The sequence below is a fragment of the Roseinatronobacter ekhonensis genome (assembly GCF_900499075.1).
In the GTDB taxonomy this organism is placed as follows: domain Bacteria; phylum Pseudomonadota; class Alphaproteobacteria; order Rhodobacterales; family Rhodobacteraceae; genus Roseinatronobacter; species Roseinatronobacter ekhonensis.
In genome coordinates this window covers 82,777-94,163 of sequence record NZ_UIHC01000008.1, presented here as the reverse complement: position 1 = coordinate 94,163, position 11,387 = coordinate 82,777, and the positions used below count along the sequence as shown (strand labels likewise).

11 protein-coding genes are annotated in these 11,387 nt (G+C 62.6%); 3 read left to right on the top strand and 8 right to left on the bottom strand.

Going from position 1 to position 11,387, the window contains the following annotated elements:
- Nucleotides 1-13: 13 nt before the first annotated feature.
- The 3 genes from ROE7235_RS05935 to ROE7235_RS05925 all read right to left on the bottom strand — a co-directional run bounded on the left by ROE7235_RS05935 (nucleotide 14) and on the right by ROE7235_RS05925 (nucleotide 2,888).
- Nucleotides 14-1,051: a rod shape-determining protein gene (locus tag ROE7235_RS05935; protein ID WP_121093746.1), complete on the bottom strand. Its 1,038-nt coding sequence runs from the start codon at nucleotides 1,049-1,051 to the stop codon at nucleotides 14-16.
- A 144-nt stretch (nucleotides 1,052-1,195) separates the two neighbouring features.
- Nucleotides 1,196-2,431, bottom strand: coding sequence for an AGE family epimerase/isomerase (locus tag ROE7235_RS05930; RefSeq protein WP_121093745.1), 1,236 nt, complete (start codon nucleotides 2,429-2,431; stop codon nucleotides 1,196-1,198).
- 1 nt (nucleotide 2,432) lies between these two features.
- Complete coding sequence (locus ROE7235_RS05925; protein WP_121093744.1) at nucleotides 2,433-2,888, bottom strand: GatB/YqeY domain-containing protein; 456 nt, start codon at nucleotides 2,886-2,888, stop codon at nucleotides 2,433-2,435.
- Between the two features lie 193 nt (nucleotides 2,889-3,081).
- Here ROE7235_RS05925 and carA point away from each other — a divergent pair, with 193 nt between their 5' ends.
- Nucleotides 3,082-4,245, top strand: coding sequence for a glutamine-hydrolyzing carbamoyl-phosphate synthase small subunit (carA, locus tag ROE7235_RS05920; RefSeq protein WP_121093743.1), 1,164 nt, complete (start codon nucleotides 3,082-3,084; stop codon nucleotides 4,243-4,245).
- Nucleotides 4,246-4,302: 57 nt separating this feature from the next.
- Here carA and ROE7235_RS05915 read toward each other — a convergent pair whose 3' ends face one another.
- The 5 genes from ROE7235_RS05915 to ROE7235_RS05895 form a co-directional block, all read right to left on the bottom strand.
- Entirely contained in the window at nucleotides 4,303-4,662 is a 360-nt protein-coding gene (locus ROE7235_RS05915; RefSeq protein WP_245963890.1) for a hypothetical protein, read from the bottom strand.
- A gap of 122 nt (nucleotides 4,663-4,784) precedes the next feature.
- The gene (gene proS, locus ROE7235_RS05910; RefSeq protein ID WP_121093742.1) at nucleotides 4,785-6,125 is read right to left on the bottom strand and encodes a proline--tRNA ligase; all 1,341 of its coding nucleotides are present in this window, start codon (nucleotides 6,123-6,125) and stop codon (nucleotides 4,785-4,787) included.
- A gap of 74 nt (nucleotides 6,126-6,199) precedes the next feature.
- Nucleotides 6,200-7,672, bottom strand: coding sequence for a tetratricopeptide repeat protein (locus ROE7235_RS05905; protein WP_121093741.1), 1,473 nt, complete (start codon nucleotides 7,670-7,672; stop codon nucleotides 6,200-6,202).
- 59 nt (nucleotides 7,673-7,731) lie between these two features.
- Nucleotides 7,732-8,328, bottom strand: coding sequence for a VOC family protein (locus ROE7235_RS05900; protein ID WP_121093740.1), 597 nt, complete (start codon nucleotides 8,326-8,328; stop codon nucleotides 7,732-7,734).
- Nucleotides 8,329-8,486: 158 nt separating this feature from the next.
- Complete coding sequence (locus ROE7235_RS05895; RefSeq protein WP_121093739.1) at nucleotides 8,487-9,386, bottom strand: phosphoadenosine phosphosulfate reductase; 900 nt, start codon at nucleotides 9,384-9,386, stop codon at nucleotides 8,487-8,489.
- 436 nt (nucleotides 9,387-9,822) lie between these two features.
- On the opposite strand from ROE7235_RS05895, the gene ROE7235_RS05890 reads away from it, so the two are divergent.
- Nucleotides 9,823-10,863, top strand: coding sequence for a hypothetical protein (locus ROE7235_RS05890; RefSeq protein WP_147434171.1), 1,041 nt, complete (start codon nucleotides 9,823-9,825; stop codon nucleotides 10,861-10,863).
- 122 nt (nucleotides 10,864-10,985) lie between these two features.
- Nucleotides 10,986-11,354 carry a DUF6746 family protein gene (locus ROE7235_RS05885; RefSeq protein WP_121093737.1) on the top strand — a complete coding sequence of 123 codons (369 nt, stop codon included), beginning with the start codon at nucleotides 10,986-10,988 and terminating at the stop codon, nucleotides 11,352-11,354.
- Nucleotides 11,355-11,387 lie beyond the last annotated feature (33 nt).

Below are 11,387 nucleotides of genomic sequence, written 5' to 3'. Positions count from 1 at the left end.
CAAGCCCTACCTGTCAGCTTTCATAATCAATTGCGTGGCGCAGTTGTTTTTCATATTCTAAGGCTTTGCCGGTGCCGATTGCCACGCAGTTCAGCGCCTCATCCGCGACCGAAATGCTCAAGCCGGTCTGTTCGCGCAGGGCCAGATCCAGCTCGCCCAGCAGCGCGCCGCCGCCGGTCAGCATGACGCCCCGGTCCACGATATCCGCGGCCAGGTCAGGCGGGGTGGTTTCCAGCGCGATCATCACCGCTTCGCACATGGTGGTCACGGTTTCCGACAGCGCCTCGGCCACTTGGGCCTGTGTGATTTCGGTTTCCTTGGGCACGCCGTTCAGCAAGTCGCGCCCGCGCACCAGCATGGATTTGCCGCGCCCATCATCGGGCATCCGCGCGGTTCCGATGGAACATTTGATCTTTTCCGCCGTTGCATCCCCGATTAGCAGGTTCTGGTTGCGGCGTAGGAAGTTGACGATGGCCTCGTCCATCCGGTCGCCACCCACGCGGACAGAGCGCGCGTAAACGATGTCGCCAAGCGACAGCACCGCCACTTCAGTCGTGCCGCCGCCGATATCGACCACCATGCTGCCCGTCGGGTCGGTGATCGGCATGCCCGCGCCGATAGCCGCCGCAATGGGCTCCGAGATGAGACCCGCGCGCCGTGCGCCCGCCGACAGAACCGACTGACGGATTGCGCGTTTTTCCACGGGGGTCGCGCCATAGGGCACGCAGACAATGACCTTGGGTTTGGAAAACAGCGTGTTGCGATGCACCTTGCGGATGAAGTGCTTTATCATCTCCTCGGCCACGTCGAAATCCGCAATCACACCGTCGCGCATGGGCCGAATCGCTTCAATGCTGCCGGGGGTGCGCCCCAACATCAGCTTAGCGTCCTCGCCCACGGCCAGAACCGCCTTGCGCCCGTCCTTGATGTGATAGGCGACCACCGACGGTTCATTCAGGATGATCCCGCGCCCTTTGACATAGACCAGCGTATTCGCTGTGCCGAGGTCGATGGCCATGTCGGATGTGAACAGGCTGGCGAAAGGGTTCATGCTGATATTTCCGTGTTTGCGCCGGGACACCCCAAGATATGGGGTCAGGACGGCCGGATTCTTTCGCGCCTTATAGGGCGGGGCAGGGCAGGCGGTAAAGGGGGCCTGACGCGGCGATCGGCGGGAAATGGCCCGCGCGCGACACTAATGCGTGTCCTGCGCGGCATTGTTCAGGCCACGCAGCCCGTCAAACACCCGTGACACCCCCGGCACCAGCGCCAGCAGATCGGCCTGAAGCGCGTGGTAAATGTCGGGCTTGCCGGAAAAGAGGGTTTCTGCGGGCAGCCCGTCTGGCCCAAGTTCGGGAAACCAGCCGCCATGGCGCGCATCCGTGAAATGGGCGCGCGCGAAATCGTGCAGGCGGGCATACCACGCCATGTCTTGTGGGCGCGGTTCAATCTTTTGCAGCATGGCCAAGGCGCCCAAACCTTCTGCCACGGGCCACCACAGCCGAATGTCACGATCCACCGCGCCATCTGTTGCAAGCGTATAGGCCAAGCCGCCGCCCGATTGCCACGCATCCGCCAATGCCGTCTCGATCAGTGCACGGGCGCGGGGCAGGGCGGTTGCATCCGCGCGCCCTGTCAGATCCCAATGCTGCAACAGCAGGCGGGCGAATTCGAGCGAATGGCCGGGCGTGGTGCCGGGCGGGCGAAACACCGGATCGCCTTGAAACTCGGGATCGACCTGCCAGCTTTCGGTGTAGTGTTCGGGAATGCGGTGGCCGTGGGCCTGCGCCATATCGCCGGTAAAAAAGCCAAGGATACGGCCCGCACGGTCAAGCCATTGTTCCTGCCCGGTGGCCTCATATGCGGCCAGAAACGCCTCTACCCCGTGCATATTGGCGTTCATACCGCGATAGTGCGACAAGGGCTGCCAGTCGCGCGCGAATTCCTCGCGCAGGCGGCCCGCATCCTCGTCCCAGAAAAGGCGCTCGATCACCGTGGTAATGTCGGCCAGCAGGTGCGGCGCATCTTCATGGTCGACCTCTGTCGCACTGCTGGCGGCCAGCAGCACAAAGACATGCCCGTAAGCCAGCTTGCGGCTGTCAGACACGCGCGGCCCCTGCACGGCCCAAATGTAGCCACCATGGTCAGGGTCGCGGTGCCAGTTCCAAAGCGCGCGCATTCCGGCATCTATCAGCGGCGCGCAATCAGGCGCGCCCCAAGCCTGCCCCAGCGCATAGGCGTGCACCATGCGCGTGGTGGCATGCAGTTCTTGCGCCGCGCCGTGGTGGCGGGTTCCGTCCACGCCCAACGGGACAAACCCGCCATCGGCCGACAGGCTTGTGCGGTGAAAAGCCAGCAGCGCCCGCGCGTCGGCAGCAAGTGCTGCGCGATGCGACGGATGGTGCAGCAAAGGGGCCATCTCTGCGGCCATCTCAGCCCAGCCGTGCTTTCACCGCGGCGCCTGCCTTGGCGAAATCCATCTCTCCGGCATGGCGGGTTTTCAAGAGGCCCATGACCTTGCCGATATCACGCACACTGGCGGCGCCGGTCTCTGCCACGACGGCGGCGACGGCAGCCTCGATTTCATCTTCGCTCATCTGGCGGGGCAGGAAATCCTCGATCACCGAAATTTCGGCGGCTTCCTTCTCTGCCAGATCCAGCCGTGCGGCTTCTTCATAGGCGCGGGCCGATTCGCGGCGTTGCTTGACCATACGGGTCAGCACGGTGATGATTTCCGCGTCCGAAATCTCGGCCCCGCCCTCGCCGCGCGCGGCGATATCACGGTCCTTGATCGCCGCATTTATCAACCGCAACGCGGCAAGGCGGTCGGTGTCGCGCGTTTTCATCGCGGTTTTCAGCGCGGTCGTAATCTTGTCCCGCATGGACATGCGCGGTCCCTTCCTGTGGTAAGCGGTGCTAAGGCTGGCATACTAGGCGCACGGCGTGGCGGCGGCAACGGGTATTAAAACATCATAAAACAATAGCATAGCAAGATTTCCGCCCTTGGCCGGTTTCGCTTGATTCTTTCCGTCCCGGTCAATAGGTTGCGCCAAATTCAGACCAGCCCGGAGTCGTGTCGCAATGTGTGCCCAGCCACTCAAACCCACCGCATGCCTTGCACTCGCCGATGGCACCATTTTTTACGGGCACGGGTTCGGCGCGACCGGCGAGACGGTGGCGGAACTGTGTTTCAACACCGCGATGACCGGCTATCAGGAGATCATGACGGACCCGTCCTATGCCGGACAGATCGTGACCTTTACCTTCCCGCATATCGGCAATACCGGCGTGACGGCAGAAGATGACGAAACCGCCGATCCCGTCGCCGCCGGGATGGTGGTAAAATGGGACCCGACATCGCCATCCAACTGGCGGGCACAGGAAAATCTGGTTGCGTGGCTGGAACGGCGCGGGCGCATCTGCATGGGCGGTGTGGATACCCGCCGCCTGACCCGCGCGATCCGCCTGCAAGGCGCGCCACATGTTGCGCTCGCGCACAATCCCGATGGTGTGTTCGATCTGGAAGCTCTGGTCGCCAAAGCGCGCGCATGGAAAGGGCTTGTCGGCCTTGATCTGGCGCGCGAGGTGACTTGCGCGCAATCCTACCGTTGGGATGAAATGCGGTGGGCCTGGCCCGAGGGCTATACCCGCCAGACAGACCCGCAGCACAAGGTTGTCGCCATCGACTACGGCGCGAAACGCAACATCCTGCGCTGTCTGGCATCTGCCGGCTGCGATGTGACCGTGCTGCCTGCGACGGCCACCGCCCAAGATGTGCTGGCTTTGAACCCGGATGGGGTGTTCCTGTCCAACGGGCCGGGCGACCCTGCTGCAACGGGCGACTATGCCGTCCCGATGATCCGCGACGTGCTGAAAGCCGATCTGCCCGTGTTCGGCATCTGCCTTGGCCACCAGATGCTGGCGCTGGCGCTTGGCGCGCGCACCATCAAGATGAGCCATGGGCATCACGGCGCGAACCATCCGGTCAAGGATCACACAACTGGCAAGGTCGAGATCACCTCGATGAACCACGGGTTTGCCGTGGATAGCCAGACCTTGCCCGAAGGTGTCGAGGAAACCCATATCTCGCTCTTTGACGGGTCGAATTGCGGCATTCGTTTGCAAGGCAAGCCGGTGTTTTCCGTTCAGCACCACCCAGAAGCCAGCCCCGGCCCGCAAGACAGCTTCTACCTGTTCGAACGCTTCGCCGACGCCATGTCCGCGCGAAAGGTCGCTGCCAGCTAAGGGCTACGCCACCCAATTGGTGCGGGCCAGCTACCGCAGGCGGCTGACCCGTTCGTGTTACTCGTAAATGCGCTCGAAGGTGACAATCTCGCCATTGGCCACGGTGATCGTGCGGGCATAAAGCTCGCGCAGCAGGTCATTGTCGATAAAGCCGTGCACCGTCACGGCCTCGCCCACATCGGCGGGCACCCAGTTTGGCCCGACATAAACGCGAATACTGTCGCTGGGGTCCGATAGGATGAATTCATCCTCATCGGTAATCTGCTCGACCGTGCCGGCGACCGTCACCATCATGCCGCGCTTGGCCTCTGATATGGGGATGACGGTGTCGGCCATCGCTGATCCGGCCATCCCGACAAAGGGCAGCGCAATCAGGGCAGCGGTTGTAAGTGCAGGCAGGAAAGCCGCGCGATACATTGATGTAAGTCCTTTCATGTTAAGGTAACTAACATCTGTGTATCGCGCGCGATTGTGGCAATCGCCACGCAGATAACACCGCATAACATCGGCGTTATCGCTGGGCCGGGGCAGACCGCCGGCTATATTTGCGCGTAAATCTGCGCAATCCGGTCCACTGCCGCTTCTGGCGTCAGTTCCTCGCTGTCGCCCGTGCGGCGCGAGGTCAGTTCGACCACACCTTTTTGCAGCCCGCGTGGCCCGACGGTCATGCGCCATGGCAGGCCGATCAGGTCCATCGTGGCGAATTTCGCGCCCGCGCGCTCGGACCGGTCGTCGTAAAGCGGCTCCAACCCCTTGGCAGTCAACGCCTTATACAGGCTCTCGCACGCCGCATCCGCCGCCGCATCGCCTTGCTTCAGGTTCACGATCCCGCAATGGAACGGCGTCACACCTTCGGGCCAGATGATTCCGCGGTCGTCATGGCTCGCTTCGATGATCGCGCCCAGCAGACGCGACACGCCAATCCCGTGGCTGCCCATATGCACCGGCACGCGGCCGCCATCGGGGGTCACGACGGTCGCGCCCATCGCCTCGGAATACTTGGTGCCGAAATAGAAGATCTGCCCCACCTCTATCCCGCGCGCTACGCGGCGGCGCTCTTCTGGCACCTGCTGGTGGAACGCGGATTCGTCATGGGTTTCATCCGTGCGCGCGTAGCGGCTGGTGAACTCTTCCAGCACCGCTTGGCACTCTGGCACGCTGTCGTAATCCACCGCGCGGTCGCCGAATGTCCGGTCGGTGATCGCGCTGTCATAGAACACTTCCGACTCGCCCGTTTCGGCCAGCACCAGAAATTCATGCGTGTTGTCGCCGCCCATTGCGCCGCTATCCGCCCGCATCGGGATGGCTTGCAGCCCCATCCGCTCGTAGCTGCGCAGATAGCTGACCAGGTGGCGGTTATAGGCGTGCAGCGCGTCTTCTTTGGTCAGGTCGAAATTATACCCGTCCTTCATCAGGAACTCGCGACCCCGCATCACGCCGAAACGCGGGCGCACCTCGTCGCGGAATTTCCACTGGATGTGATACAGCGTCAGCGGCAAATCCTTGTAGCTGCCGACATGGGAACGGAAAATATCCGTGATCAATTCCTCATTCGTCGGCCCATACAGCATGTCGCGCCCGTGCCGGTCGGTGATGCGCAGCATTTCGGCCCCGAACGCGTCATACCGCCCGGATTCGCGCCACAGGTCCGCCGATTGCAACGTCGGCATCAGCATCGGGATATGCCCCGCGCGGATCTGTTCTTCATGCACAATCTGCTCGATGCGTTTGAGAACCTTGTAGCCCAAGGGCAGCCACGAATAGATCCCGGCGCTGGCCTGCTTGATCATACCGGCGCGCAGCATCAGCCGGTGGCTGACGATCTGCGCCTCGGACGGAGTTTCCTTCAACACGGGCAGGAAATAGCGGGTCAGGCGCATGGTGGGTCCTTTGGCAGCGGGCGTTTCGCCGCAGGTGTAAGGGGTGACGCGGGCAGGGGCAAGGCGGGTTGTGCTTACTCCGCCGCGCCGAACACGGCGTCGAGCGCCGCCCGGTCGGGGTGGGCGGGGGCGTGCTCGCGCAGGTGGATCAGCGTGTTGCGGGCGACTGTTTGCGTGTTGGGGTGGTCATCGCCCAACGCGGCGCGGAAAATCGCGGTCGCTTGCAGAAAAAGCGGCGTCGCCGCGTCAGCCCGCCCGGTGGCTTCTAGCAAAAAGGCGAGGTTGTTGGTCCAGATCGCCACATCGGGGTGCCGGTCGCCAAGCGTGTCGCGCCCGATCTCCAACGCCTCTCGGGAAAGCGGCTCCGCCTCTCCATATCGCCCGGTGTCTTCCAGCAACGCGGCGAGGTTGTTGAGGCTGCTCGCCACATCGGGGTGCCGGTCGCCGAGCGTGTCGCGCCCGATCTCCAACGCCTCTCGGAAAAGCGGCTCTGCCTCTGCATGCTGTCCAGTGGCGTGCAGCATCCCGGCGAGGTTGTTGAGGCTTTGGGCCGTGTCGGGGTGCCGGTCGCCGAGCGTGTCGCGCCTGATCTCCAACGCCTCTCGGTAAAGCGGCTCTGCCTCTGCAAGCCGCCCGGTGGCGCGCAGCAGCCCGGCGAGGTTGTTGAGGCGGATGGCTAAAGAGGGATGCCGGTCGCCGAGCGTTTCGCGCCCGATCTCCAACGCCTCGCGGTAAAGCGGCTCTGCCTCTGCATATTGGCCAGCAGCGCGGAGTGATTCTGCGTAGTTGTTCAAAGCCGTCGCTGTTTTCGGGTCGCGCGCGCCGAAGTCCTGCTTTGACAATTCGACAAGGCGTTTGTTCTTTTCAAAAGCCGCCTCATACTGCCCCGCTCGCCACAACAAATCCCCGGCCTTGATCAGCGTGTCATAGCTTGGGTCCAGCTCCGCCGCCCGTGCGTAGTGCTGCGCCGCCGCCCGCCACTCCACCCGCGATTCCGCGATTTCGCCCAAGCCGAATTCGGCCCGCGCGGCGCCTTGCACGGCCATGGCCTCGCGTGCGGCGATTTCCAAAAAGATCGCTTCCGCCTCATCCGTGTTGCCCGCGCGCAGCTTCGCAATGGCAGAATTCAGCCGCTCCGCGCCCAGTTCATTGCCCTCGCGCAACAGCTTGTCTTCCAGATCGGCCAAGCGCTTGCGCTCTGCCTCGAACGCGCCTTCGGGGTCATTGATCTGTGCGGTCAGGTCGTTGATGCGCGCTTGCAGGCGCTTGCGTTCCTCATCATCCGCGCGGTCGAGTTCGGCGATGATATCGTCGCGCAGCAATTTTCGCATGCGCAGAAACTCCGGCATGGTCAGCCGGGTTTGCTCGTCAGCGAAGGTAACCCTGGCTTCTACTTTTGCGGGTTTGGGCTGTGCGAACAGCCTATTCCAAAGCCAGATCATGCCCTTGAAGATGCCAAAACCAAACAGAGCAAGCGCGGCCATTGCCGCCAGTGCTTGCACCAATGTTGCTTCTTCTTCGAGTTTTGAAAGGATATTTGAAATCATGCTGCCTGCTCAAATTGTACAAGCAGTCTGACCTCAAGGTGGTCATCTGTCCAGCGCCCTCAATACCCCTTCTTCGCGCTCCGATCCGCACTCAGCGAGTCCTGCCGTCGCTCCACCAGCGCCTCTATCGCATCGGCCAGATGTTCGCGTTGGATGTTGCGGTCGCCGTTTGCCACGCGGACGCGGTGCGCCTCTATCATCACATCGGCGTGGCGGCAGCCTTCGGGCGGCTCGAACCGGTAGCTGGCCAATTCAATGCGCAGGCCCAGCGGGTCACGGAAATAGATCGAGTCCATAAACCCGCGATCCACCGGCCCCGAATGCCGCACCCCGCGCGCATCCAGCCGCGCCGCGATTTGCCAGAAACTCGCCTGAGAGACGTTGAAGGCCAGATGGTGCAGGCTGCCCGTCGCCTCTGGCACGGCAGCGGGGTCGGGCTTGCGGGTCTCGTTGGTGAAAATCGTGATCAACCGCCCGTCGCCCGGGTCGAAATACAGGTGCCCCTCATCCGGGTCGTCCAGATTGGGCTGGTCGAAGATGAACGGCATCCCCAACACCCCTTCCCAAAAGGCAATGGAGCTGTCCCGGTCTGCCCCGATCAGCGTGATATGGTGTACGCCTTGGGTCTGGATCTTGCGAAGGGTCGTGTCGGTCATGGCGGGCCTCGTGTCTGACGGTGCCATAACACTAGCCCGAACCGCCCGCGATGTCATGTTCGCCCCTGCACAGAGCCTGTTTGGGGCTGAAACGCCTATTTCATCTTGCCAAAAATACTCATGGCTGACCGTTGTCCGCCGCGACAGGCGGGGATGGGTCACGCCACGGGTTCGGCCTGTTTGTGCTTGGCTTTTGGTCGGGCCAGCGCCAGCGCGTGTCGGGCCGCGATGGCGGTCAGGGTGGGGCGGCCGCTGCGGGCCATCTTGCGGGTCAGGGCGTGCAGATAGCCCTGATCGGTCTGGCGAGTGCGCAGCAGCGCCGCCGCCTTTTGGCCGTTCAGGTGTCCGGTTGCGGCCAGTTCGATCATGGGGGCCAGCAGGTCCATCCGTGCCAGCGCTTCTTGCGTTGGGGCATACAGGCGGGGTGTCCGCAGCAGATGCACAAACGGGCGACGGAACAGCGTGGCATGCATGCTGTCGGCGCGCTGCGACGGATCATACAGAACAAACGCGTTGCGGCTGCCGTCCAGCATGTCTGGCGCAAAGCCGAAGCGCGACCGGAAGTCCAGCCGCCGGGCCCATTTGAACCGCCGCTCCCACGGTGCGATTTTCGGGTCGAGCGTGGCATGCGGGGCAATTGCCAGCACGGTAGCGCCCGGTGCGGTCAGGCTGAAGGCACAGGCGGCATAGCCGGACATGCCCGCGCCGTAGAACAGCACGCGCTTGAAGCTCTCGAAAAAACCCTCGTCAATCTGCGCGTCGAAGAAATCCAGCACTTCGGTGTCGCGAAACCAGCGCGGGGCGCGGGCGATCACGCTCAGGTTCGACCAGCCATTGGCTTGAGCGACCAGCAGCCCCAAGGGCTTGTGCTCGGGGCCGGTTGCACGGCATTCGGCCACGGTTTCAAAGCTGACGACCAGTGTGTCGTCGCCATCAGCATAAAACGCCGCATGATGCGCGCCCAAGGGTGTGAATGCGCCCAGCTCATCGCCCAGTTCGTCCAGGCGGGCCAGCCATTCGGCGTCTGTGCGCGCGGTGGAAAGATCAATATCTGTCATCTGTGTCCTGCCGGGTCATGGATGAAGGCATGTGTGGCGCCCAAACTACAGCCCGCCTATGGGGCTGGCAAACGAGACATGGCCGGGACGCGGCAGAAATCGGGCAAAAACATGGCGGGAAGAAATAATTGTTCTCAATATTGCCCATATTCGGTGTTTCGGCGTCTATTGTTCGCGCATTTTTACGCGCAATCGGGGTCTTGCCCAAATCTCCTTGATCCAGATCAAGGTGGATGCGCGTCAAACATCATAGTCATATATATGTTTTCGGCGATCGGGTCGGAAACACTTTCCTCCCTGTCCCGCCGACACGCGGGTGAGTGACCCGCCCTGCGAAGGGCGGGTTTTTTCTGGCGCGGTCTGGGTCTGTCCGGGTGCTATGGCTTTTTTCATCTAGGTGCTTGTCGCGCGGCATGGTGCGCGTCATAGTCGTGGCATGACAACACGCAGGCGTCCATTGGCAGCAACGCAAGGGGCGGGGAAACGACCCTTGCTCTTCGGGCTTGTGGCGGTTCTGGGGCTTATGGCTATCGCTGGTTTCGCGCCCTACCAAGCGGCGCAGGCGCAGACCTCTGGCATGTCCTCGGCGCGTCTTGATGCCGCGATTGACGCGTGGCTTTCGGATGACGAATTGGCAGGGTTGCAGACGCTGGCCGGTCTGGCGCAAGCGGGCGATGTTACGGCGCAGGTCTTGTTGGGTCTGATCGACAAGCACGCCGCCTTGCAGGGACCGGCTGTGTTGGCGTTGCCCCGCGACGGGCGTATCGCGCTGTTGCGCGCGCCCGGCGGCATATCGGGGCAAAACTGGTTGCATCTTGCGGCTAAAGAGGGGGATCCGCTTGCGCAGGCTTGGACATCTGTGTTCCGGCCCGGTGCCGATCTGGACACCGCGGCGCAATTCGCAGCGATGTCAGAGCCGCGCGCCTTGGCGCTTGCCCTGACAAGCTTGGCAAAGCGTCAGGAACACGGATTCAAGGACAGCGTGATTGCGCAAGACTGGTATCCAGACACGCTGCTGTTTCTGGGGCGGGATCGCACTTTGACGCAGGCACGCGCCGCCGCGCTGCACCCGGGCGACCCGCAACACCGCTATCACAAGGGCGCACGGCCCACCAAGGCCGACTTGGCCGACTGGCTGGCGCAGGCCCCTGCCGCGCTGCATTTGCGCGCCACCTGCGAAGCGGTCTGCCCTGCCACCCAAGAGCACTGCGTTATGGCGCTGTATCATGCGCTGGGGGATTATCAGGCGTTGCTGACCCATGGCACGCCTGCCAACGCGCTTATTCCTGACGAGGTGTTTGCCGCCAGCCCGCGCGGACGGGCCGCATTGGCGCGGCGGATCATGCTGATGCGGTCCACACGCATGCGCGAGGCCGACCGCGAGAAGCTTTCGGCGGTCGATAGCTGCGCAACCGATTGGCTGGGCACCCAATACGAGGCGCATACCCCCCGCGCCATTCCCGCCGCAGAAAACTGACTGCGGGTCTTGCCTGTTGTCCAAATACCCGATAATAATACTCGGGTTAGGGCAAGCCATGCGCAATTGCGGTCAAAGCCATTCCTGACCATTCGCAAACTCATGGCTGAAGGACCAAACCTATGAAATATCTTGCCCCGCTGGCTTTTGCCGCCTTGCTCGCGGCCACGCCTGCGCTGTCTCAAGACGCTGTCGATCATTACGCACCGCAGCCCTCGGAAGCGCTGGAACAGGCGTTGTCCAACTTTTCCGAGTATAACCAGATCATGGCGACGATTCTTGCCAAGGACAGCCTGACCCCCAATGACATGGAAGATGTGCACCAGCTAAGCTATACGCTTGAAGTTGCACTGGCCAAGCTGATCGCGGATAGCGAAGATCTGGCTGTCAGGCTGGAATATGTGCATCAGGCATCCGAGGGCAGCAATGGCGCGCGGCTGCGCGAATACGGCCTGGATTATCTGGAGACGGCGCAAAAAATCGTGCCGTAAACGGTATCGCGGCGCGGAGCATTCCGCGCCGCC

Bases quoted from the DNA above. Each gene is read 5' to 3' on its own strand.
- ROE7235_RS05935 (WP_121093746.1), bottom strand. From the start codon at position 1,051: ATGAACCCTTTCGCCAGCCTGTTCACATCCGACATGGCCATCGACCTC.
- ROE7235_RS05930 (WP_121093745.1), bottom strand. From the start codon at position 2,431: ATGGCCGCAGAGATGGCCCCTTTGCTGCACCATCCGTCGCATCGCGCA.
- ROE7235_RS05925 (WP_121093744.1), bottom strand. From the start codon at position 2,888: ATGTCCATGCGGGACAAGATTACGACCGCGCTGAAAACCGCGATGAAA.
- carA (WP_121093743.1), top strand. From the start codon at position 3,082: ATGTGTGCCCAGCCACTCAAACCCACCGCATGCCTTGCACTCGCCGAT.
- ROE7235_RS05915 (WP_245963890.1), bottom strand. From the start codon at position 4,662: ATGTATCGCGCGGCTTTCCTGCCTGCACTTACAACCGCTGCCCTGATT.
- proS (WP_121093742.1), bottom strand. From the start codon at position 6,125: ATGCGCCTGACCCGCTATTTCCTGCCCGTGTTGAAGGAAACTCCGTCC.
- ROE7235_RS05905 (WP_121093741.1), bottom strand. From the start codon at position 7,672: ATGATTTCAAATATCCTTTCAAAACTCGAAGAAGAAGCAACATTGGTG.
- ROE7235_RS05900 (WP_121093740.1), bottom strand. From the start codon at position 8,328: ATGACCGACACGACCCTTCGCAAGATCCAGACCCAAGGCGTACACCAT.
- ROE7235_RS05895 (WP_121093739.1), bottom strand. From the start codon at position 9,386: ATGACAGATATTGATCTTTCCACCGCGCGCACAGACGCCGAATGGCTG.
- ROE7235_RS05890 (WP_147434171.1), top strand. From the start codon at position 9,823: ATGACAACACGCAGGCGTCCATTGGCAGCAACGCAAGGGGCGGGGAAA.
- ROE7235_RS05885 (WP_121093737.1), top strand. From the start codon at position 10,986: ATGAAATATCTTGCCCCGCTGGCTTTTGCCGCCTTGCTCGCGGCCACG.